Annotated in this window: 20 protein-coding genes; 13 read left to right on the top strand and 7 right to left on the bottom strand. The window is 73.0% G+C overall.

Annotated features, from left to right (window positions below; translation table 11 throughout):
• The coding region (locus ACTOQ3_RS16285; RefSeq protein ID WP_440084203.1) for a biotin carboxylase N-terminal domain-containing protein at positions 1–520 on the bottom strand (520 nt) is incomplete at its 3' end.
• 299 nt (positions 521–819) lie between these two features.
• On the opposite strand from ACTOQ3_RS16285, the gene ACTOQ3_RS16280 reads away from it, so the two are divergent.
• Complete coding sequence (locus tag ACTOQ3_RS16280) at positions 820–1,092, top strand: WXG100 family type VII secretion target (protein WP_344889587.1); 273 nt, start codon at positions 820–822, stop codon at positions 1,090–1,092.
• A gap of 117 nt (positions 1,093–1,209) precedes the next feature.
• Here the strand turns inward: ACTOQ3_RS16280 and ACTOQ3_RS16275 are convergent, their stop codons facing one another.
• Positions 1,210–5,814, bottom strand: coding sequence for an FtsK/SpoIIIE domain-containing protein (locus ACTOQ3_RS16275; RefSeq protein WP_440084202.1), 4,605 nt, complete (start codon positions 5,812–5,814; stop codon positions 1,210–1,212).
• Between the two features lie 578 nt (positions 5,815–6,392).
• On the opposite strand from ACTOQ3_RS16275, the gene ACTOQ3_RS16270 reads away from it, so the two are divergent.
• From ACTOQ3_RS16270 to ACTOQ3_RS16215, 12 genes are all read left to right on the top strand, one after another.
• Positions 6,393–7,094, top strand: a complete 702-nt coding sequence (locus ACTOQ3_RS16270) for a hypothetical protein (protein WP_362839076.1) — start codon at positions 6,393–6,395, stop codon at positions 7,092–7,094.
• 1 nt (position 7,095) lies between these two features.
• Positions 7,096–7,938, top strand: a complete 843-nt coding sequence (locus ACTOQ3_RS16265) for a hypothetical protein (protein ID WP_440084201.1) — start codon at positions 7,096–7,098, stop codon at positions 7,936–7,938.
• On the top strand, positions 7,935–9,236 hold the full coding sequence (locus ACTOQ3_RS16260; protein WP_440084200.1) for a CpaF family protein: 1,302 nt from the start codon (positions 7,935–7,937) through the stop codon (positions 9,234–9,236). The genes ACTOQ3_RS16265 and ACTOQ3_RS16260 overlap by 4 nt, the downstream gene beginning before the upstream one ends.
• Positions 9,233–10,120: a type II secretion system F family protein gene (locus tag ACTOQ3_RS16255; RefSeq protein WP_440084199.1), complete on the top strand. Its 888-nt coding sequence runs from the start codon at positions 9,233–9,235 to the stop codon at positions 10,118–10,120. Before ACTOQ3_RS16260 ends, ACTOQ3_RS16255 begins: the two co-directional genes overlap by 4 nt.
• Positions 10,113–11,048: a type II secretion system F family protein gene (locus ACTOQ3_RS16250; RefSeq protein ID WP_440084198.1), complete on the top strand. Its 936-nt coding sequence runs from the start codon at positions 10,113–10,115 to the stop codon at positions 11,046–11,048. Before ACTOQ3_RS16255 ends, ACTOQ3_RS16250 begins: the two co-directional genes overlap by 8 nt.
• Before the next feature lie 2 nt (positions 11,049–11,050).
• Positions 11,051–11,305 carry a hypothetical protein gene (locus tag ACTOQ3_RS16245; RefSeq protein WP_362839087.1) on the top strand — a complete coding sequence of 85 codons (255 nt, stop codon included), beginning with the start codon at positions 11,051–11,053 and terminating at the stop codon, positions 11,303–11,305.
• Positions 11,292–11,834, top strand: a complete 543-nt coding sequence (locus tag ACTOQ3_RS16240) for a TadE/TadG family type IV pilus assembly protein (RefSeq protein ID WP_440084197.1) — start codon at positions 11,292–11,294, stop codon at positions 11,832–11,834. The genes ACTOQ3_RS16245 and ACTOQ3_RS16240 overlap by 14 nt, the downstream gene beginning before the upstream one ends.
• Positions 11,825–12,238 (top strand): TadE/TadG family type IV pilus assembly protein, encoded by a 414-nt coding sequence (locus tag ACTOQ3_RS16235; protein WP_440084196.1) that lies wholly within the window; start codon positions 11,825–11,827, stop codon positions 12,236–12,238. The genes ACTOQ3_RS16240 and ACTOQ3_RS16235 overlap by 10 nt, the downstream gene beginning before the upstream one ends.
• Positions 12,239–12,498: 260 nt before the next feature.
• A complete protein-coding gene (locus ACTOQ3_RS16230) occupies positions 12,499–12,906 on the top strand; it encodes a pilus assembly protein TadG-related protein (protein WP_440084195.1) in 408 nt (135 codons plus the stop codon).
• Between the two features lie 52 nt (positions 12,907–12,958).
• Complete coding sequence (locus ACTOQ3_RS16225; protein WP_440084194.1) at positions 12,959–15,880, top strand: hypothetical protein; 2,922 nt, start codon at positions 12,959–12,961, stop codon at positions 15,878–15,880.
• 101 nt (positions 15,881–15,981) lie between these two features.
• On the top strand, positions 15,982–16,611 hold the full coding sequence (locus ACTOQ3_RS16220) for a hypothetical protein (RefSeq protein ID WP_440084193.1): 630 nt from the start codon (positions 15,982–15,984) through the stop codon (positions 16,609–16,611).
• Complete coding sequence (locus ACTOQ3_RS16215; RefSeq protein WP_440084192.1) at positions 16,608–17,543, top strand: hypothetical protein; 936 nt, start codon at positions 16,608–16,610, stop codon at positions 17,541–17,543. Before ACTOQ3_RS16220 ends, ACTOQ3_RS16215 begins: the two co-directional genes overlap by 4 nt.
• Before the next feature lie 67 nt (positions 17,544–17,610).
• Here the strand turns inward: ACTOQ3_RS16215 and ACTOQ3_RS16210 are convergent, their stop codons facing one another.
• The 5 genes from ACTOQ3_RS16210 to ACTOQ3_RS16190 form a co-directional block, all read right to left on the bottom strand.
• A complete protein-coding gene (locus ACTOQ3_RS16210; RefSeq protein ID WP_440084191.1) occupies positions 17,611–18,147 on the bottom strand; it encodes a methylated-DNA--[protein]-cysteine S-methyltransferase in 537 nt (178 codons plus the stop codon).
• Positions 18,144–19,553 carry an AlkA N-terminal domain-containing protein gene (locus ACTOQ3_RS16205; protein ID WP_440084190.1) on the bottom strand — a complete coding sequence of 470 codons (1,410 nt, stop codon included), beginning with the start codon at positions 19,551–19,553 and terminating at the stop codon, positions 18,144–18,146. Before ACTOQ3_RS16205 ends, ACTOQ3_RS16210 begins: the two co-directional genes overlap by 4 nt.
• 188 nt (positions 19,554–19,741) lie before the next feature.
• On the bottom strand, positions 19,742–20,686 hold the full coding sequence (locus ACTOQ3_RS16200; protein ID WP_440084189.1) for an NYN domain-containing protein: 945 nt from the start codon (positions 20,684–20,686) through the stop codon (positions 19,742–19,744).
• Positions 20,687–20,787: 101 nt separating this feature from the next.
• Positions 20,788–20,994: an acyl-CoA carboxylase subunit epsilon gene (locus tag ACTOQ3_RS16195; protein WP_440084188.1), complete on the bottom strand. Its 207-nt coding sequence runs from the start codon at positions 20,992–20,994 to the stop codon at positions 20,788–20,790.
• Positions 20,991–22,595: an acyl-CoA carboxylase subunit beta gene (locus tag ACTOQ3_RS16190; protein ID WP_440084187.1), complete on the bottom strand. Its 1,605-nt coding sequence runs from the start codon at positions 22,593–22,595 to the stop codon at positions 20,991–20,993. Before ACTOQ3_RS16190 ends, ACTOQ3_RS16195 begins: the two co-directional genes overlap by 4 nt.
• Between the last annotated feature and the right edge of the window lie 90 nt (positions 22,596–22,685).

The raw sequence follows: 22,685 nt of genomic DNA, 5'->3' as shown, positions 1-22,685 counted from the left end.
CCAGGGTGCGCGCGACCTTCAGCCCGCGCCCGCCGCCGCCGTACGCGGCCTTGATCGCGATCGGCAGGCCGTGCTCGGTGGCGAAGGCGACGACCTCCTCGCTCCCGGAGACCGGATCCTTGGTACCGGCCACGAGCGGCGCGCCGACCTTCTGGGCGATGTGGCGGGCCTGCACCTTGTCGCCGAGCGCGGTGATCGCGGCCGGCGGCGGGCCGATCCAGGTCAGTCCGGCGTCGATCACGGCCTGGGCGAAGCCGGCGTTCTCGGCCAGGAAGCCGTAGCCGGGGTGCACGGCGTCGGCCCCGGCCTCGGCGGCGACGCCCAGCAGCTTGTCGACGTCGAGGTAGGTCTCCGCGGGAGTCCGGCCGCCGAGCGCGCGGGCCTCGTCCGCGGCCCGGACATGGAGCGCGTCCAGGTCCTGGTCGGCGTAGACGGCGACGCTGGCCAGCCCGGCGTCCTTACAGGCGCGGGCGATCCGCACCGCGATCTCACCACGATTGGCGATCAGGACCTTGTGCACCGACGTCGTTCCCTTCAGTACGTGCGGACGGAGGACCGGCGGGCCTTCAACGGAGTGTAGGCGCCCTTTGATCGTGAGGGAGTGCTGGGTCCTGCCCGCCCGGGAGCGGGTCGCAATCTCACGTACCGCTTGCATCTCCTTGAATTATCAAAGATCAAGACAATGGAGAACGTTTAGCCTCTCGGCGGCCGAGGGAACGTCCATAGCCGCTCGGCATAACCCGGATACCTCTGTGATCCTTACGCCTATCGTGATTTCGTTTGGCGACTCCCCCCGACACCGATCCAAAGGAGACTGGCATGAGCCAGAACTTGCTCGGCGGCAATCCCGCGGAAATGCAGCAGATGGCCACCCAGTTCACCCAGCAGGCCGACCAGGTCAGGGCCACCGTGGCCGCCCTCGACCGGGAGGCCGCGAAAGTCGGCACCGCCTGGACGGGGCCCGGTGCCCAGCGTTTTGGCGAGGCCTGGCAGAACTACCGGGCCGCTTTCCAGCGCATGTCCGAGGAACTCGCCGAGGCCTCCCGGGTCATCAACACCTATCGCGGCAATATCGAGTCCGCCACGCGATAGGAAACGGTCCGCCGAAATGCCCCGGCCCTTGAGGGTCGGGGCATTTTCTCATTGGTGGCACAGATCGGCGCGGGGCGCGCGAAGCGCAGACGCACACGGCACACGGGACGGCGGCCCTCACGCGACGGCGGCCTGGATGGGGACCACCGAGCCCAGGGTCACCAGCAGGCCGCGGCCGGGGGGACCGCCGACCGCGCCGCGCGGCAGGCGGACGGTGAACAGGTCGCCGTCGGCGGGGCTCTGGACCGACAGCAGCAGGCCCGTGCGGCCCTTGCGCGCCTCGGCCGCGAAGCCGCGGTAGGCGGTGGTCAGGTCCCCGGTGGTGCCACCGATGATCATGCCGTGCTCGCCGTCCCTGCCGCTCCGCAGCACCTGCTCCAGCGCGGTGCCCAGGGGGGAGTCCGCGGAGATCAGCTCCGCGTCGTCGACGATCACGACGTAGCGGTCCTGCCCCGCGACGGCCTCGTGCAGGTCGCCGCCCGCGTCCAGCACGGCCAGCACGCCCGGGGTGTCCACCAGCGTGCACAGCGGGCTGCGCCGCGGGGTCACCAGGACCGTGGGGGTGCCGTGGGAGAGCAGCGAGTGGGTGGCGGTCAGCAGTGCCGTGGACCGGCCCGACCTGGGCGGGCCCGCGACGACCGCGGCGGGACCGTGGGCGAGCAGGTCGACGCCGAGCGGTGCCAGCGAGTCGCCTCCGGCGCCGAGCAGCGCCCACAGCGGGGACGGGGGCCGGAAAGAGGGCACCAGGTCCAGGACCTGCGCCGCGGTGACGCGCATCGGCAGCGCGTCCACCCGCAGCGGCGGGTCGGCGGCGATCTCCGGCGCCGAGCGGGCCAGCGCCTGGAGGGCGGCGACCTGCGCGGGCCCCGAGGGGTCGTCGCACAGCAGCGCGATCTGGCTCTCGGTCGTGCCGTGCTCGCCGGTCGACAGCGCGCGGCCCGGCGCGAGGGTCGCCGGCAGGTCCTTGACGGGCAGTCCGGCCAGGCCGTAGTCGGAGGGGTCGGCCAGCCGCAGGATCAGCCGGTCGTCGAAGACCGTGGAGATCTGCCCGATCAGCGCGGACCTGTCGCCGGTCAGCACGGCCCGCAGCCCGACCGCGGGCCCCTCGCGCAGCAGCTGCATCAGCGACTCGATCAGCCGCCCGTAGTCGTACGCCTCGAACGCGGCGACGAACCCCTCCCACCGGTCGAGCATCAGGACCAGCCACGGCAGCCGCGGGCCGTCCGTGGCGGCGCGCAGCTCGGCCAGCGAGGCGTACCCGGCCTCGGCGAGGAGCTGCTGGCGCCGCCCCACCTCCTCGCGCAGCCGGGTCAGCAGCCGCTCCACCCGGTCGAGCTGGTCGCGGGTCACCACCGCCCCGCAGTGCGGCATCGCCATCAGCGGCAGCAGCGATCCCGAGCCGCAGTCGATCGCGTGCACGTGCACGTCGTCGGGGGAGGCCCCGGCGGCGATCGCCCCCGCCAGCGTGCGCAGCGCGGTGGACCGCCCGCTGCGCGAGGCGCCCGCGACGAGCAGGTGCCCCCCGTGGGCGAGGTCGAGCGCCAGCGCCCGCCGGTCCTGCGCCCAGGGCAGGTCAGTGATCCCGAAGGCCAGCGGCGGCACCTCCTCGACCCCCGCCCGGTACGGCAGCCCGCCGGGCGCGTCACCGGGCAGGACGGGCGGCGCCGGGAGAACGGGGACGGTCACGAGGTCGGGAAGCGGATCGAGCCAGGGACTCGGCTGCTCCGCGACCCCGGCGAGGCGGGCCGCCTCGACCATGGCGTCGGCGAGCAGGGACAGGTCGGTGACGTGGCCGCTCTCGGCTCCGGCGTGGACCGTCCTGGGGTGTCCCAGGGCCTGCCAGCCGACCTCCGTCACCCGTACCCTCATCTCGCCGCCCGAGGCGCCGGGGCTCCGGCCGCCGATCCGCGCGGTCTGCACGGCCGTCGCCGCCCCCGCGCCCGACTTCACGTAGCACCGGCCGGGAGCGGACTTGGGGATGTACGAGGCGTCGGGGCGGCCGATGACGTCGGCCGACTCCGACGCCTCGGTGACCCGCAGGGCGATCCGCAGGGAGGTGTTGGCCTGGATGTCGGCGGTCACCACGCCGCCGGGCCGCTGGGTGGCGAGGATGAGGTGGATGCCGAGCGAGCGTCCCCGCCTGGCGATGTCGACCAGCCCGGTCATGAAGTCGGGCAGCTCGCTGACCATGGCCGCGAACTCGTCGATGACCAGCACCAGCCGGGGCAGCGGGGCCGGGGGCTCCAGGGTCCCCGAGGACCCCGAGGACGCCGCGCGCCCGCGTAGCGGCCTGACCTGCGGGCCGCCTCCGGCGACGAGCAGGTCGCGGGAGGCGCGGGCCGTACGGGCGTCGCGCAGCTCGTGGTAGTCCTCGATGTCCTTCGCCCCCGCGGCCAGCAGCAGGCGCTCGCGGCGGCGGATCTCCGCGGCCAGCGAGGCCAGCGCCCGCTGGGTCAGGTGGCCGTCGAGGTCGCTGACCATGCCCACCGTGTGCGGCAGCCGCACGCACTCCTTGAACGCGGCGCCGCCCTTGTAGTCGATCAGCACGAACGTCATCTCGTCCGGCCGGTTGGCCACCGCCAGCGAGCAGATCAGGGTCTGCAGCAGCTCCGACTTGCCCGCGCCCGTGGTGCCCGCGATGAGCGCGTGCGGCCCGTCCCTGCGCAGGTCGATGGAGAACGGCCCCTCGGGGCCCGCTCCCACCACGGCCTCGGTGGCCCGGCCCCAGCGCTTGGCCAGGGCGGCGCCGGAGACCGACGGCAGCTCCAGCAGGTCCAGCAGCCGCGCGGAGTCCGGCAGGGCGACTCCGGCGTCGTCGCGGCTGACGTCGCGGATCGGCGCCATCGAGCGGGCCAGCCGGTCGCACCAGGCGGCCGTCACCTGGTCGGCCAGGATCTCCCCGAGGTCGTCCAGGCCGCCGCCGCGCAGCCGTACCGTGCCGTCGGCCTCCACGGCGGCGACGGTGGCGCACTCCTCGGGCAGCAGCCGCTGGTCGCCGTCGATCGCCAGGGTGTAGACGCCCGCCCTGGGGCCCTGGCGCAGCACCTGGGGCATGCCCGGCAGGGCGCGCAGCACCTGCGCGCCGTCGAGCACGACCAGCACGTCGTAGGGGCGCTCGTCGTAGACGGGGGCGGCGTACGGCTGCTCGGCACCCGTACCCGCGGCTCCGCCCAGGTCGCCCCAGCCGGCCGGGATGCGGCCCAGCTTGGCCGCGGGGCCCGCGGCGGCGTCGTCGCCGAGGCGCTCGTCGATCAGCGCGGCGAGCTCGCTCACCCGGCGGGCCGCGGTGTCCGGGTCGGCGCCGACCAGGGCAACGCAGTCCTCGCCGCCGCGCGGGGCGCAGTGCGGCAGCCAGCGGACCCAGTTCCAGCGCTCCTCGCCGTCGCCGTGCGCGGACAGGACGACGATCGCCAGGTCGCGCGGGCTGTGCAGGGCGGCGGCCTGGCCGACCAGCCAGCGCGCCACCCCGGCCGCCGTGTTCCTGGGCCCGGTCAGGCCGGCGACGCCCAGGCGGCGCATGGCCAGCGCCACCGGTACCGCCTGGCAGGTGGGCGGGGCGGGCAGCGGGGCGTCGACCGGCGCGGAGCGCTCGGGGGCGAACTCCAGGTCGGCGGGGAGGTCGGCGAGGCCGACCCGCAGCCGCAGCGCGTCGGGGTCGTGGTCGCGCCGCTCCCAGAGCCGCCGCCGGGGGCCGGTCACGGTGAGCAGCACCTCGGCGGGGTCGGGCGCGGCGGCGCGGCGGGCGGTCTCGTCGTCGGCGCGGGCGCGCTCCACGGCCGCCTCGAAGACCTTCAGCCGCGCCTTGTACTCCTTGAGCTGCTGGCGGTACTGCTTGCGGCCGTGCCGCCTGTCGCTCCACCACTGGCCGATCATGATCAGTGGCGTCATGAACGCGAACAGCAGGAAGTACGGCGATTTGAGGGCGATGGCCAGGCCCACCCCCAGCGCGGCGGGCAGGAAGGCGGTGAGCAGCTGCAGCCGCATGGTCTCGGCCCGCTTGGGCTCGGCCGGGACCTCGAAGCGCCGCGCGCCGCCCGGCGGCCGGAACCTGGGCGGCCGGTTGTAGGCCAGCCCGCCGTCGGGCTGCGCGTCCAGGTGGGCGTCGGGCGGTTCCACCGCCTTGAGGGTGAGCACGGTCCCGCCGCAGCTCAGCAGGGCGTGCTCGGGCCAGGGCAGCGGACCCTCCAGGGGGTCGCGGTCCAGCAGGGGGGTCGTACCCTCCCCGGGTTCCACGGTGATGGCGTCCGGGGTGAGCCGGACCACCGCTGCCCGCGCGGGCAGCCGAGGGTCGGTCACGGCCACCGAGCAGGCGGGGTCGGAACCGATGGTGTGCACACCCAGGCTGAGGCGGTGCACAGAGCCGGCGGCGGGCCCGCCGACCACCCGGATCTCCACGATCCCGCCGGGCTCCTCGGCCAGCGTGGCCACCGCGAGGGAGCGGTCGAGGGTGACGAGGTCGCCGTCACGGAGCAGGCCGAGCGCGGGGGCCGCCGGGTCGAGGGGGCGGCCGTCCATCCAGAGCGTCGGTGGCTCGGCCCCGGCGGAGTCGCGATCCAGCCCGTACGGGGCCTTGCTGCGCGTCAGCCGCACCACGTTGCTCGGCCGCTCGCCTCCCTGGCCCGCCAGGGACTCCGCGAGCCGTGCCACCGTGGTCGTTTCGTCGCCCTCGACCACGACATCGCGGTCGGCGTGCTCGTCGAGCACGGTGAGCATGATCCGCATCGCCGCTCTCCTCGGGTCAGGCCCCGGATCCACCGTACAGAGTGAAAACCGTCCCCGAGAGAGTGTTCGCGGCAATGTCCTGACTCGCGACCGGTATGTGGAAAACGGCAAAACCTGTGGATAACTGTCCGGGGGTGTTGACCGGTTATGCCGCCCGAGGTGGGCATTCGGCGATGCGAGGGCGTGCGGGCGGTGACCTGCCCGCGGCGCCGGGCTGTGGAAAACCTGTTCGGAGAACCGGGGGGAGCGGCGGGTTCCGGTCCGCGCCCGGAGTGCGCCGGAGGTGGGGGCGGGCGAAGGGGCGGGTGAAGACGGCCGGAGCCGGACACGCGAATGAGGCGTGAAAAAGATGAGGTGATTGGTACGAGAGTTAATTACCGTCCTTATCACCCAGATAAGTCTCCCGTCATCTAGCCAAACAGCCATTTTCTTCTGAAGTGGCGTTGACAGACGTGTTCCTATCAAACGAGCATGGGTCCTGGCTTTTGTCCGACAGCCCGTCGGCATGGTGCGCATAATGGCGTAAATTCGACCAGTAGTTCCCCATGTTTATGATCACTCTGGGAGTCCCCCTACCCATGAGGACCAGTGAGAAGCCAACGGGCCGCGTCCCGGTCAACGCCGAGCGTCAGACCTCGGCGGGCACCCTGTCGGGCCCGGCGTCGCGCAAGCTTCCCGTGCCCCCACGCGAGCGCAAACCAGCCCTCGCCGCCCTCGCCGTCCTCCTCATCCTGGGCGGTGCCCTCGCCACCACGCTGCTCGTCCTGCGCAGCGGCGACCGCGTCTCGGCGATCGCCATCTCCCAGCAGGTCGGCGCCGGACAACCCTTCACCGAGGCGATGCTGAGGGAGGTCCAGATCGCCGACACCGGCATCGGCTACGTGGCCTGGTCCCAGCGCGCCCGCGTCACCGAGAACTTCGCCCGCGTCACCCTCATCCCCGGCACGCTCCTCACCCGCGACATGGTGGTCTCCGCCAGCAGGGAGCTCGGCCCCGGCAAGGCCCAGGTCGGCCTGTCGCTCAAACCCGGCCAGACACCGGGCACCCTGGAGCGCGGAGACCGGGTCCAGGTCGTCCACGTGCCGAGCAGGGGCGCCGGCGGCGACCGGGAGAGCCGGGTGCTGGCGCAGAGCGCCCTGGTCCACCAGATCGGCACGCCGGGCAGGACCGGGGCGAACGGCCTGGTCACCATCATCGTGGACAGCACCATCTCGCCGGAGATCGTCGCGTACGCCTCCACCGGCGAGATCGCCCTCGCCGAGCTGCCGGGAGCGCGCTGACGTGGCGCTCATCGTGCTGGCCGCCGACAAGGGCGCACCCGGCGTGACCACGGCGGCGACCGCGCTCGGCGCGATCTGGCCGCGCCCGGTGCTGCTCGCCGAGTGCGACCCGGCGGGCGGCGACCTCGCCTACCGCCTGCCCGCCGCCGACGGCGGCGTGCTCAACCCCGCCAGGGGCCTGCTCACCCTGGGGGCCACGGCCCGCCGGGGCCTGCACCCCGACCAGATCCACGAGCACACCCAGAAGATCATCGGCGGCCTGGACGTGCTGGCCGGGCTGACCCACGGCGAGCAGGCGTCCGGGCTGACCTGGCTCTGGGGCCCGCTCGGCCGGGCGCTGGCCACGATGCCCGACGCCGACGTGCTGGCCGACTGCGGGCGCATCGGCGGGCACCCCCAGCTCGCCGAGCTGACCACCGAGGCCTCGCTGGTCGTGCTGTTCACCAGGGCCAGCCTCGACCACGTCGCCCACCTGCGCGAACGCCTGCAGATCATGCCGCGCGAGCCCCAGGTGGGGGTGGTCGTGATCGCCGACCCCCGCCAGTACCGCACGACCATCGACGAGGTGCGCCGGATCGTCACGGGCACCGGCAGGCACGTCGCCTTCGTGAGCGGGCTCGCGCACGACCCCAAGGGCGCGGAGCTGCTGCGCGGCCAGTGGGGCGGGCGGCTGGACCGCTCCCTGCTGATCCGCACCGCCAGGGAGCTGGGCGGTCGCCTCGACGCCCAGCTCCGCGCCCAGGAGTCGGCGGAGTCGGCCTATCGCGCCCGGGAGCAGGCCGCCCGCCTGCCCGCCGAGCCGTCCCGCTCGCCCGTCGAGCCGTCGGGCGGGGCGAGACCGTGACCATCGACCACACGCTGGTGAAGCGCTTCCGGCAGGACGTCGGCGACAGGCTGGCCCACCAGCGCCGCCTCGACCAGGCCAGCGGCCTGCCGCCGATGACCGGCGAGGACGAGCGCCAGTTCGCCCGTGCCCTGATCGCCCAGATCCTGGAGGAGTTCGCCCGCGGCGAGATCGGCGTCGGCAGGACGCCGCCGACCGCCGAGGAGGAGGAGGCGCTGGCCGCGGGGATCCACGCCGCCCTGTTCGGCGTCGGCCGCCTCCAGCCGCTGCTCGACGACCCCGAGGTCGAGAACATCGACATCAACGGCTGCGACCGGGTGTTCGTCGGCTACGCCGACGGCCAGGAGCTCATGCGCGACCCGGTGGCCGAGTCCGACGAGGAGCTGGTCGAGCTGATCCAGATCCTCGCCGCCTACAGCGGCCTGTCCAGCAGGCCGTTCGACACCGCCAACCCCCAGCTCGATCTGCGCCTTCCCGACGGCTCCCGTCTCTCGGCCGTGATGGACGTGACGGTGCGCCCGTCCATCTCCATCCGCCGTTCCCGGCTGGGCAAGGTGTTTCTCACCGATCTCGTGGGAAACGGCAGCCTGACCCCGGAATTGGGGCGTTTTCTCTCGGCCGCGGTGGCGGCGAGGAAGAACATCATGATTTCCGGTTCGACCAACGCCGGGAAAACGACGCTGTTGCGCGCCCTCGCCAATGAGATTCCACCGTCCGAGCGGCTCATCACCGTCGAGCGCGCCCTCGAACTCGGCCTCGACCAGTTTCCCGAACTCCATCCCAACGTGGTCGCCTTCGAACAAAGGCTCCCCAACTCCGAGGGACAGGGCGAGATCACCATGGCGGAGCTGGTCCGCCGCTCCCTGCGCATGAACCCGTCCCGGGTGATCGTCGGCGAGGTTCTCGGCGACGAGATCGTCACCATGCTCAACGCGATGACCCAGGGCAACGACGGCTCGCTGTCGACCATCCACGCCAACTCCTCGATGGAGGTCTTCAACCGCATCGCCACCTACGCGCTCCAGGCCACCGAGCGGCTGCCGATCGAGGCCACCCACATGCTCATCGCGGGCGCGATCGACTTCGTGGTGTTCATCGAGAAGCGCAACGACTACGCGGTGGGCGGCAGGCTGCGCCGCTTCGTGTCGAGCGTGCGCGAGGTGGCCGGAGTCGACGGCCGGGTGCTCTCCTCCGAGGTGTTCGCGACGGCGCCCGACGGCCGGGTGGTGCCGCACGCGCCGCTGTCGTGCCTGGAGGAGCTGGCCCACTTCGGCTACGACCCGGGAGGCTGGGCATGACCTCCCTTCCGCCGGGCCTGTTCGACCCGCTGGTGCTGCTCTCCGGCCTCGCACTCGGCGCCGGGTTGTTCCTGCTCTTCCTCTCCCTGTACGGGGTGCCCGCCAGGCCGGCCACCCCCGGCAGGACGGCGGGCAGGCGCGAGTTCCTGCGCGCGCTGTCCACCCGGACCGCGGTGGGGGCGATCGCCGGGGTGATCGTGCTCGTGGTGACCGGGTGGCCGGTCATGGCGGTGGGAGCCGTGCTCCTCGCGATGGCCTGGCGGGGCCTGTCCGGCGGCGCCGCGGAGGAGCGGACCGCGATGCGGCGGCTGGAGGCCCTGGCCGCCTGGACCGAGTCGCTCCGCGACACCATCGCCGGAGCGGCCGGGCTGGAGCAGGCGATCCCGTCCTCGATCCGGGCGGCGGCCCCCACGCTCCGCCCGCACCTGCGGTCCATGGTCGACCGCCTGCACACCAGGATGGCGCTGCCCGACGCGCTCAGGCTGTTCGCCGACGAGCTCGACGACCCCTCCGCGGACCTGGTCGTGGCCGCCCTCATCCTCAACTCCAAGCTGCGCGGCCCCGGCCTGCGCGACGTCCTCGGCGCGCTGGCGGTGTCGGCGCGCGAGGAGCTCGACATGCGCCGCCGGGTCGAGGCCGAGCGCCGCTCCACCCGCCGCAGCGTGCAGATCGTGGTCGGTACGGCCGTCGCCTTCGCCGTGATGCTCGTCGTGTTCAACCCCTCCTACGTCGAGGAGTACGACAACACGCTCGGCCAGGCCGTGCTCGTGGTGGTCGCCGGGCTCTTCGGCGCCGGGTTCGCCTGGATGCGCCGCCTGGCCCGTTTCGACAAGCCCGCCCGCCTGCTCGGCCTGCCCTCCGGAGGTGAGGTGCGCGATGACTGAGGCGCTGCTCGCCGGCTCGGTGCTCGGAATGGGCCTGTTCCTGCTGCTGCGGGCGTTGTTCCCGGCCCGTCCCGGGCTGGTGACACGACTGCTGGCCCTCGACGCCGCCAGGGAGGGCACCGACGCGCCCCGAGCCCGGCTCATCCTGCCCGACGAGGAGGTCAGCGCGTTCCGGCGCGGCCTGGGCGAGCGGATGGCCCGCTTCTACGCCGCCAGGGGCTGGGAGGCGCGCTCGGCCAGGGCCGACCTCGCACTGCTCGGCAGGTCGTTCGAGGGCTTCCTGGCCACCAAGGTGCTGCTGGCGGTCTCCGGGCTGCTGGCGTTCCCGCTGCTGGTCGGCTGGCTGGTGCTGATGGAGTGGGGGATCTCCCTCACCGTCCCGCTGTGGGCGGCGCTCGCGGTCGCCGGGGTCTTCTTCGTCCTGCCGGACCTGCAGGTCAAGCGGGACGCCTCGCGGATGCGCCGCGACTTCCGGCACGTCGTCGGCTCCTTCCTCGATCTCGTCGCGATGAACCTGGCGGGCGGGCGGGGGGTGCCGGAGGCGCTGATGATGGCGGTCTCCGTGGGCAGCCCGGGTCCCGACGACGAGGGGGCCAACTGGGCGATGTCCCGCATCCGTGAGGCGCTCGGCAACGCCAGGATCGTCGGCATCACCCCCTGGCAGGCTCTCGGCCAGCTCGGTGACGAGATCAACGTCGACGAGCTGCGCGACCTGTCCGCCGCGCTCGGCCTGGTCGCCGACGACGGCGCCAAGGTCCGCTCCTCCCTCACCGCCCGCGCCGCGACCATGCGGCGCCGGGAGCTCGCCGAGATCGAGGGGCAGGCGGGCGAGCGCTCCCAGTCGATGCTCGTCGCCCAGCTCCTGCTCTGCGCGGGCTTTGTGATCTTTCTGAGTTTTCCGGCCGCTATGAAGATGTTGGGGTCCTGACCATGCTGAGCCATCCGTGGATCGTCTACGCGGCCGCCGTTCTGAGCGTCCGGATAGAGAAGGCGCGCAGCGCCCCCACCCGGGGGGCCTCCGCCGTCGAATGGGTCATCATCACGGCCATCATCGCCGGGGTGGCGCTCGGACTCGCCACCCTCATCAAGACCCTCGTCGAGGGGAAGCAGGCCGAGATCTCCAACCAGTTCGGCGGGGGCGGCGGAGGCGGCGGGGGCGGGGGCGGCGAACTTGGCGACCCGTGATCGCTCGCGGTACCGCGACCGGGAGAACCGGGAGAACCGGGAGAGGGACGGCGGGCGCGACCGGGCGGGAAGGCCGCAGCGCGGTGGACGCGGTGGACGCGGCGGGCGCTCCGGCGCCGGAGACCGTGGCGGCGAGCGCGGCGCCACGGTCGTCGAGCTGGCGATCATCATGCCGGTGCTGCTGGTCGTCATCCTGCTCATCGTGCAGACCGCCCTGTGGTTCCACGGACGCCAGATCGCCGACGCCGCGGCCAGGGAGGGGGCGCGGCTCGCCCGGGTCGACACCGAGTCCTGGCAGCAGGACGCCGAGTCCCGCGCCCAGGAGCTGATCCGGGCCGTCGGCCCGAAACTCCTCGAGGGCGCCACGGTCACGGCCTGGGAGGAGGGCGACCGGCGGGGCGTCGAGGTGACCGCCTCGGCGGTCCAGGTCGTCCCGTTGTTGCCGTCCACCACGTTCACCGTCACCGCGCGCTTCGGCGGTCCCATCGAGTGCTTCCGGCCAGACGACGGGAGCGAAGGGTGCGAGTGATCCCCTTGATCTCCAAGACCGGCGGCGACCGCGGGTCGCTCAGCACCGAGACGGTGCTGCTCGCCCCGGTCTTCCTGCTGTTCCTGCTGTTCCTGGTGGGCGCGGGAAGGGTGGTGGAGGCCCAGGGCGAGGTCAACGGCGCCGCCAGGGACGCCGCCAGGGCCGCCTCCGTCGAGCGCACCCTGTCCGACGCCGAGGCCGCCGCGGACGAGGCGGCCCGCGGCGCCCTGTCGGGCGAGTGCGAGCCGGAGGTCAGCCTGTCCGGGGACTGGGAGGAGGGCGGCCAGGTCCACGCCGAGGTGACCTGCTCCCTGGACCTGGAGTTCCTGGGCTTCGGCGCGGCCAAGGAGATGAAGGGCGACTCGGTGGTCCCGCTGGAGCAGTTCCGGAGGGTCGAGGAGTGAACCCCGTGGACCCGCCGCCCCCGGCCGTCAGGGCGCGCCGGAGCCCCGCCCGCCCGGCCGCCGCGCGGAGCGGACCCGTGTGCCCGGCGGCGCGCCGGAGGCCCCCGCGCCCGGCGGGGTGGCGAGGACTCCCGCGCCCGGCGGCGCGACGGAGGCTCCCGCGCTCGTCGGTGGCGTGCCGGACGGCCGGGCATCCGGTGCGTCCGGCCGGTGGGAAGGGGCGCCGCGCGCGGCCGGGCGGGCTCGGCGAGCGGGGGTCGATGTCGATCTTCACGGTGATCTTCTCGGTGGTGGTGTTCCTGCTGGCCGGGCTGCTCGTCGACGGAGGGGCCGCGATCAACGCCCGGCTGCGCGCGGCCGACGTCGCCGAGCAGGCCGCCAGGGCCGCCGCCGACCAGATCGACGTCGAGCACCTGCGCGCCACCGGCGAGGCCCGGCTGCTGGGGGAGGGGGAGACCTGCGGGAAGGCCGAGGAGATCGTCTCCGCCCACGGCGGAGGCGACGTACGGCTCACGGAGTGCACGCTCGGCGGCGACCAGGCCGAGGTCATCGTGAACGTCTCCGTCACCTGGAAGGCGTTCTTCCTGGCCGCCTTCGGCTTCCCCGGCTCGGACATGGAGGCCGAGGCCACGGCCGGGCCGGACATCGGGGAAGACCAATTGCCGTGAATCGCTGGCCCACCGGTTGACCGACGACGAATCTGGACGGGGAGGGAGACGAATGCCCACGCGACAGCCCGCGCGCATCAAGGCCAGGCGCACACCGGGAGACCTGCTGGCGGGTCTCGGCGCGCTGGCCGTCCTGGTCGCGCTCATCGCGGGGGTCCCCTACGCGCTGTTCCGGCTGGCCGGGCCGCCGCTCCCGCCCGAGCTGCTCAACCTCGACCTGCTGACCAGCCAGGTGGGCACGAGCACGATCATCGCGATCCTCGTGCTGCTGGTCTGGCTCGCGTGGCTGCAGCTGGTCGTCTGCGTGCTGGTCGAGATCTACGCCGGGCTGCGCCGGGTCGGCATGCCGGCCCGGGTTCCGCTCTCCGGCGGCACGCAGATGTTCGCCAACCGGCTGGTCTCGGCGGCCATGCTGCTGTTCACCGTCTCGGCGGTGGCCCTGCCGATCGCGAAGCTGACCAGCCTGCCGCCCGCCGCTCCCGGCATCGTCTCCACCGGGCTCTCCACGACGTCCGGCCCGGCCGCCGACGAGCGGGCCGAGCTGGAGCCGGTGCAGAAGGCCAAGAAGGTCTACGTGGTGCAACCGCCGCACGGGCGCCACCACGAGAGCCTGTGGGAGATCGCCGAGAAGTGCCTCGGCGACGGGCGCCGCTACCCGGAGATCTACCGGCTCAACCAGCACAAGGAACAGCCCGACGGCAGCCGCCTCCACATGGCCGACCTGATCAGGCCCGGCTGGGTTCTGGACATGCCGGACGACGCGCGCAACATCCACCTCGTCCCGGCCTCCCAGCCGCGCGACGACACCCTCAAGGACCACCGGGACAAGCCGGTGGAGCTGGACGGCCGTACCCAGACCTTCACCCCCGGCCGCGCCGACCTTCCGGCGGAGCCCGCGCCCGAGGTCGCCGACCCCCGCGACAGGGCCGGTGACAGGAGCGGCGAAAGGGCCGGCGAAAGGATCGGTGCCGACGGGACGCGGGAGACCGGTCCTGGACAGGCGCGCCACGACGCGGCCGAGCGCCCGTCGCACACCGTGCCCGACAGCGGGCGGCAGGACCCCGGACAGGTGGAACGGCGAGACCCGGCGGTGGCGGCACCCGCCGACGGCACTGACGGCACTGACAGCGCCGGCAGCGGGCAGGACACCGGGCTGGGGATGCTCGACTACCTGGCGGGGGCCTCGCTCGCGGCGGCCGGGCTGCTGGCGGCGCTCGGACGCAGGCGCAGGCAGCAGCTCTGGCACCGGGCGTTCGGGCACCGGATCACCCGGCCCAGGGACGACGCCGCCCAGGCCGAGCTCGCGCTCAGGCTCGGTGCCGACGCCCCCGGCAGCCGGATGCTCGACGTCGGGCTCCGGCTCCTCGGCAGGTCCCTCGCCGCCCAGAACCGCGTCCCGCCCACGATCTACGCCGCCCACCTGTCGCCGCAGACCCTCGACCTGTGGATCCACCCGCCCGACCCCGACGCCCCCGCCCCCTGGACCGCCCACGACGGCGGCCAGGTCTGGCGGCTTCCCGCGCACGAGGGCCGGATGCTCGACGAGCGGGCGCTCGCCGACGCGCCCGCCCCGTACCCGGGGCTGGTCTCGCTCGGCTCCAACGGCGAGGGCCGGGTGCTCGTCGACCTGGAGGCCGCCCACGGGACGATCAGTATCAACGGCCCGCAGACCACCGCCGCCCTGGCCGCGCTCGCCGTGGAGCTGGCCACCAACCGCTGGTCGGACCGGATGCGCGTCACCCTGGTCGGCTTCGGCGAGGAGCTGACCGCGATCGCCTCCGACCGGATCAGGTACGTGGGCGGCCTGGCGGAGATCCTGCCCGAGCTGGAGGCCGGGGCCGGGGGGCGCACTCATGGCGGTGAGGTGCTCACCGGCCGGATCCACGGGCGCGCCGCCGACCCGGTCTGCACCCCGCACTACCTGCTGTCCGCGATCGCCCCCACCCCCGAGGAGGGCCGCCGGCTGGCGCTGCTCGCCAGGAAGGGCGTCAGGACGGCCGCCGGGTACGTCATCGCGGGCGACGTGCCGCACGCCACCTGGAACTGGACGATCACCGAGGAGGGCCGCGCCGAGATCGACGCGCTCGGCTTCGACGTGGCCGCGCAGCTGCTGCCCCGCCGCCAGTACCGGGCGCTGGTCGACCTGTTCCTGGCGACCGAGCGGCTGGAGGGAGAGCCGCTTCCCGACGAGCCGGAGCCGGTCACGCACACGCCCTCGGTCGAGGTGCGCGTCCTCGGCCCCGCGGAGGTCGTCGGCCCCCCGCCCATGGAGGAGGGGCGGGCCGTGATCGCCGTCGAGATGGCCGTCTACCTGGCGACGCACCCCGGCGGCGTCCACCCCGTGGTGCTCGGCGGCATCCTCTGGCCGAGGGGCGTGCAGCCGGTGGTCAGGGACGCCACGATCGCCAGGGTCGTCGCCTGGCTGGGCACCGACAGCCAGGGGCGGCCCAACCTCTACGCCGACGAGTCCGGGCGGCTCCGGTTCGGTCCCGAGGTGCGCACCGACTGGATGCTCTTCCGCGACCTCGTCCGCCAGTCGCACGCCAACCCCGCCGGGCGCCCCGCGCTCCTCGAGCGGGCACTGAGCCTGGTACGGGGCCCGCTGCTGAACGGCCGCCCGCGTGGCCGCTACGCCTGGCTGGCCGCCGACGACCTGGAGTACAACGTGACCGCGGGCGTCGCGGACGCCGCGCACCGGCTCTGCGAGGTGCGGCTGGCCCGCGGCGAGACCGACCAGGCCGTGGCGGCGGTGCGCGCCGGGCTGCTGCTGGCCGCCGACGACGAGGGGCTCTGGCGCGACCTGCTGCGGGCCACCCATCTCACCGCCGACCCCGTCCGCCTGCGCGCCGTGGTCGAGGCCCTGCACCGGCGGGCCGCCTCCCACCCCTACGGCGGCGGGATGGCCCCCGAGACCGAGGCCCTCATCGACGAGCTGCTGCCCTCGTGGCGGATGCGCTCGGCCCCGACGGCGTGACGGCCCAGGTGAACCCATCACGCCCGGAGAATGCGCGAGGAACCATGCCGAATCGTTCATACCGGTGGTCCGGCAAGGCGGGCGCTTCTAGCGTCGTCGGTGTGCGTGCCATGATCGCCCTGGCCCTGGTCATGCTGACGGGCTGCGCCTCACCGGAGGCTCAGCCGTTCGTCCCCGCCGACCTCCCCGCGGAGGAGGCCTCACCGGGCACGTCGCGGCAGACGGCGCCGGCTCCGCGGACGGAGACGGTCCGGGTCGCCTCGGGGGTCAAGGTTCTGGTCGAGTGGCCCGCCGCGCCGAACGCGGACACGACCGCGATGATCGAGGTTTTCCGCGACTTCTACGCGGGATCCCTCAAGGCCGTTGTGAGCGGGGGTAAGGACACCGCCTACCTTGACACGCTGGAGGGCGAGGCGGGCAAGGGCTCACTCTCCTGGGTGCAGGAGTTCCTCGACGAGCGTCGCTCGGTACGCGGGACCGCGCGGCTCTACGCGCCGAACGTCAGCTCGGTCGTCGGGCGCGGTGCCCAGCTGGACGTGTGCGTCGACCAGAGCGGGCTGCGTCTGGTCGACGCGGCGACCGGCAGAAAGGCGCCCCGCCAGTCCAAATGGATGCGCGAGCCCTTCTTCCAAGCCGCGGGCATGCGGCGCGGCGACGACGGGATCTGGCGCATCAAGGTGTTTCGTCACGCCGTACTTCCCAGCGAACGCGCGAAGGGATGTCTTCGATGATCGCGAATATCGTCATCGCGGGGTTGCTGCTGCTCGATCCCGGGCCACCCAGTGGCGAGGGTTTTCAGGACGGACCGACCGCCGGAGTCCGTCTGCAGAACTCCCAGATCATCATCACCGGGACCGGGCTCAGCGGCAGGAGCGACGGTTATCGGATCAAGCGTCCCTGCTGGTACGAACCCGGAGCCGACGCCGCCGAGATGCTGGAGAACCAGGAGGCGGTGCGGGAATGGTGGTTCCGCTTCACCAAGGACGCCACCGAGGAGAAGTTCCAGGAGTTCCTCAAGCAGTTCCGGGACAAGGTCGGCCAGGAGGGCCGCTGGTGGACACCCGCCTACAACGGGGCCGATCCGGACGGCATGGCCTGCTGGACCGCCCTGGACGCGTTCGTCTGGGCGCCGCCCGGCACCACCCCGCCCAACGGGATCACCATGGCCGAGCTGGTCGACATAGCCCGCGCCGCGCTGACCGTGCCCGAGCCGAAGGTCGAGCTCAACCCGGACGCCAAGAGTTACGTCAACCTGCCGACCTGGGTCTGGCTGGGCGACGTCGGCGAGACCACCAGGTCCGTGACCGCGACGCTGCCCGGGGTCATGAGCGCCACCGTGACCGCCACCCGTGGGCAGATCGAGATCGACCCGGGCACCACCGAGGAACGGGCGGAGGTCAAGGACAGCGGGTGCGAAACGGGCGGCACGCCGTACCGGAAGGGCGCCGCCGACGACGACCTCACCTGCGGGGTGATCTATCGACGGGCCTCGATCGACCAGCCACGCGGCGTCTACGTGCTGGAGGTCACCGCGCTCTGGGACATCGGGGTCGAGGGTGTCGGGGGTGACGTGGCGCCCTTCGTCTACGACCCGGTCGAGGCCGGGGCCACCCGTGACGTCCCGGTGGGCGAGGTGCAGAGCACGGTCAGGAAGACCGGCTAGCCGTCCGGGCCGGTCACGTGCCCGTGACCGGCCACGGCGAGGTGCGGGGCACGGTGGGGAAGGCCGGTCAGCGGCCCTCCTGCCGGATCCGGAGCCGTTCGGCGGCCGGTGCCCCCTCGTGGGTGAGCAGCCACTGCTTGACCGGGGTGCCGTAGTAGTAGCCGCCGTACCCGCCGGTGGACGGCAGGATGCGGTGGCAGGGGACGAACGGCGCGATCAGGTTCCGCGCGCACGCGCTCCCGGCGGCCCTGGCCGCGGTCCTGGGCAGCCCCGCCCGCTCGGCGAGCTCGGCGTAGCTGATCGTGACGCCCGCGGGCACCTGGCGCAGGGCGGTGAGCAGCCGCTGCCGGACGGGCGTGCCCGGCTGTTCCACCGGCACCGCGTCGAGGGCGGTCAGGTCGCCGTCCAGGTAGTCGCGTACCGCCCGCGCGGGCAGGCCCAGATCGTCGGTGAGGGTCAGCCCCTCGGCGCGCAGCTCCGGGGAGAGCCGGGCGAACATCTCGTCCGGCCCCGTGGTGGTGAAGCCCGCCGCCAGCAGCACGCCCTCGCGGGCGAGCATGGCCAGCGGGCCGACCGGGGTGTCGAGAACCTGTGCCTCTATCATTCCGAGCTCCAAAGGTGCAGCGCGGCGTACGCCCGCCAGGGGCGCCACCGCTCGATGTGATCTTCGGGGATGCCCAGGCAGGCCATGGCCCGCCGCAGGCCGAGGTCTCCGCCCGGCCAGGCGTCCGGGTCGCGCAGCGCCCGCAGCGCGATGTAGCCGGAGGTCCACGGCCCGATCCCGGGAACCTCCAGCAGCCCGGCGACCGCCTCCGCGGGCTCCTGCGCGCCGTCCAGGTCGATCTCGCCGCCCGCCACCCTCGTGGCGAGCGCCTTCAGCGTCGCCACCCGCCGCCCGGTCAGGCCCAGCCCGCCGAGGTCGGCCTCGGCGAGCTCCTCCGCGGACGGGAACAGGTGGGTCAGCCCCTGCCCGCCGGTGGGGCGCCCGGCCCGGGCCGCGACGCGGCCGAGGATGGTACGGGCGCCCGCGACGGAGATCTGCTGGCCGATCACGGCGCGGACGGCCACCTCGAACCCGTCCCAGGCGCCGGGCACGCGCAGTCCTGGGCGGGCGGCGACGAGCGGTCCCAGCGAGGTCGCGCCGAGGGCGGAGGAGATGGCCTCGGGGTCCGCGTCGAGGTCGAGGAGGCGGCGGCAGCGGGCCACGATCCTGGCCAGGCGGCGGGTGTCGTCGACGCTCACGTCCAGCCGTACGTGGCCGGGCCCGGGGGTGAGGGTGATCGTGCCGCCGGGGACGGCCCGGCTGTAGGACGTGTCGTCCGCGCGCTCCAGGCCGGGGATCGCCCTCGCCCCGAGGAACCGCATCAGGGTCGCGGCGTCGTACGGCTCCCTGCGGTGCAGCCGCAGGGTCAGGGCGTCGCCGCACATCCCGGACCTGCCCCCCGTCGTCGCCCGCAGCTCGCCGGGGGTGAAGCCGTAGGTGTCCTTCATGGTCGCGTTGAACTGCCGGACGCTGCCGAAGCCCGACGCGAACGCCACGTCGACGATCGGCAGCCCGGTCTCGGTGAGCAGCTGCTTGGCCAGCAGCAGGCGCTTGGTCCTGGCCACGGCCAGCGGGCCCACGCCGATCTCCGCGGTGAACAGCCGGTGCAGGTGCCGTCCGGTGATGTGCAGCCGTCCGGCCAGCCGGGTCATCCCGCCGTCGTCCGCCACGCCCTCGTCGATCAGCCGGAGCGCCCGGCCGACCAGGTCGCCCCGGTGGTCCCAGCCGGGATCGCCGGGGCTCAGCTCCGGCCGGCAGCGCTTGCACGGCCGGAACCCGGCCGCCTCGGCGGAGGCCGCGTGGCGGTAGAACCGCACGTTGCGGGTGGAGGGGGTACGTGCCGGGCAGATCGGCCGGCAGTAGATGCGGGTGGAGGTGACCGCCGTGTAGAACCGCCCGTCGAACCGGGCGTCCCTCGCGGCCACCGCGCGATAACAGGAGTCGAAGTCGAGCTCTTTCACGGACACGCCGACGACGTTACCCGCGGCGCGCGGGGTACGGCTGGCGGGAATCGGACGTGGCCGTGGTGGCCGTCATGGGGGGCCGGCCTGCCCGAGAGCCGGACCGGCGGGGAGGCGGACACGGGCGTGACGGCCGGGACTCCGGTACCCGGCGGGCGTCCCGCGCGGGTCGGCGTCGCCCCCGGTGGAAGGCCTCACTTGGAGGAGACGCCGACCCCGATCTCGAACTCCCGGTAGACGCGTGCCCAGAATCCGTCGCGGAGCCAGACGCGTGCCTCGGGGTAGGGGCGCAGGGAGTGGCCCAGCTCCTTCTCCGCCTCGATGAGCAGCTCGGTGTCGATCACCGTGGGCAGGATCGGCCCTGGCAGCAGGTCGCGGATGTTGTCGCGGCCGCGGGTGAGGATCCACTTCTGGGCCACGTGCTCGCCGACCTCCTCGACGCGCGGGCGGCTCGGGCCCAGCTTGGTGACCTGTCCCACCGGGGCCTTGGGCTTGGCGGCGGTGGTGCGCCCGGCGAAGACCTGGGCGGGGGAGGGGGCGACCGGGGGGACCGGCACCGGCACCGGCGCGGGGGCGCGGCTGAAGAAGGACCGCAGGAAGTCGGCGCTGATGATCTCGACGGTGTCGGACTCCCAGACCAGGCGCTCGGCCTGGTTGGTGCCGTAGGGGGGCTCCACGCCCCACAGGTGGATCCGCACCCCGTAGGCCTGGGCGGCCTCGACGGCGGGGACCATGTCCTCGTCCCCGGCCAGCAGTATCGTGTCGCTCACCGCGTGGTGCCTGGCCAGCGCCTCCAGGTCGCTCCTGATCTGCGCGTCCACGCCCTTCTGCTGGCCCCGCGCGTTCAGGTTGCCCAGGCGCACCTTGACCCAGGGCAGCTGGGCGATGACCCGCTGGTCCACGGTCGGCACCCGGTCGCGGGCGGCGTCGTACCAGTAGATCCGGAGCAGCTCGCCGTGGATGCGCTCCTCCGCGTGCTTCTGCAACGCCTGGATCAGCTCGTCCGCCGCCACCCGGTATTCCTTGCGCTCCTTGGCACTCAGGAGCACCTCCCCGGCCGCCGCGTACAGATAACCGACGTCGACCAGGACGGCGTACTTCGCGGCGATGGGACGTGACGTGAGGTCCAGGATGGTCATGTCGTCCTCCAGGCCTCGGAACTAGCTGATCGGCTGACTATATGCGCCCATTTCTTAGATGGTCCCAACTCTCGCGCAACTTGACACCCTGTTCCCGGGATCTATCTCGGCAGTGCGCTCGATCGCCATGCGCCTTGCCCGACAGGAAGTGCTTTTCGCATGCGATGTGAGTGATTGCTCCAGGATTTCGATGTCTGCGAGGCTTTCGACGCCGGACTCGCCGGTGCGGCACGCGTCGAGATGGCGATCACCACCGCGGCGATCTCCTCGGGTGTCGCATCTCCTTTAATGATCTTCAAATGTCTCATAGCGGGATGTTCCCGTGCTTCTTCGGGGGCAGGGTCGCGCGCTTGTTGCGCAGGGTCCGCAGCGCCTTGACGATCTGGACCCGGGTGTCGGAAGGGCGGATCACGGCGTCCACATACCCACGTTCGGCCGCGAGATACGGGTTGGCGAGCGTGTCCTCGTACTCGGTGACGAACCTGGCCCGCTGGGCGTCCGGGTCCTCGGCCGCGGCGAGCTCGCGCCGGTAGAGGATGTTGACCGCGCCCTGCGCGCCCATCACCGCGATCTGCGCGGTCGGCCAGGCCAGGTTGACGTCGGCGCCCAGGTGCTTGGACCCCATGACGTCGTACGCCCCGCCGTACGCCTTGCGGGTGATGACCGTGACCAGGGGCACGGTCGCCTCCGCGTAGGCGTAGAGCAGCTTGGCGCCGCGCCGGATGATCCCGTTCCATTCCTGGTCGGTGCCCGGCAGGAATCCCGGGACGTCGACGAATGTCAGGACGGGAATGTTAAAGGCGTCGCATGTACGGACGAATCTCGCGGCTTTCTCCGAGGCCGCGATGTCCAGCGTGCCGGCGAAACTCATCGGCTGGTTGGCGACGATCCCCACCGAGCGCCCCTCGACCCGGCCGAAACCCACGAGGATGTTGGGCGCGAATTGCGCGTGCACCTCCAGGAATTCGCCGTCGTCCAGGACGTGTTCGAGAACCGTGTGCATGTCGTAGGGCTGGTTCGCCGAGTCGGGGATCAGCGTGTCGAGCTCGCGGTCCTCGTCGGTGGTCTCCAGCGGCGGATCGGCGTCGAACGCCGGGGCCTCGTCCATGTTGTTGGACGGCAGGTAGGACAGCAGCGCCCTGGCGAACTCCAGGCAGTCGGCCTCGTCGGACGCCTCGTAGTGGGCCACGCCCGAGCGGGAGCTGTGCGTGTGCGCCCCGCCGAGCTCCTCGAACGTCACCTCCTCGCCGGTGACCGTCCTGATCACGTCGGGGCCGGTGATGAACATGTGCGACTTCTCCGACACCATCAGCACGAAGTCGGTGAGCGCGGGCGAGTAGACGGCGCCACCCGCGCAGGGGCCCATGACCAGCGAGATCTGCGGGATCACCCCGGAGGCGTGGACGTTCCGCTTGAAGATCTCGGCGTACAGGCCCAGCGAGACGACGCCCTCCTGGATGCGCGCCCCTCCGGAGTCGTTGATCCCGATCACCGGGCAGCCGGTCTTCAGCGCGTGGTCCATGACCTTGACGATCTTCTCGCCGAAGACCTCGCCCAGGGAGCCGCCGAAGACGGTGAAGTCCTGGGCGAACACCGCCACCGGGCGGCCGTCGACCGTGCCGTACCCGGTCACGACCCCGTCGCCGTACGGCCGCTCGCGCTCCAGGCCGAAGCTCGTGGACCGGTGCCTGGCGAGCTTGTCGAACTCCACGAAGCTGCCCTCGTCGAGGAGGGCGAGCACCCGCTCCCCGGCGGTCATCTTCCCCGCGGCGTGCTGCTTCTCGACGGCGCGCGCCGAACCCGCGTGGGCCGCCTCGCCCAGGCGGCGCTCCAGGTCGGCCAGCTTCCCGGCCGTGGTGTGGATGTCGGGTCCGGAATCCAGTGGTTCGGCGCTCAGGGACTCGCTCATCCCAGCAGGGTAACCGTCGTCTCACATCGCGAACTATCGGGGGCGATCGTTCGTTTCCCGTGCGAGGCGGCCGATCGCGCGGGCCGCGGA

The organism is Streptosporangium sp. LJ11 (genome assembly GCF_051918945.1).
Classification (GTDB): Bacteria; Actinomycetota; Actinomycetes; order Streptosporangiales; family Streptosporangiaceae; genus Streptosporangium.
Note: the sequence above shows the minus strand (reverse complement) of the source record. Positions and strands in the feature narration are given on the sequence as shown.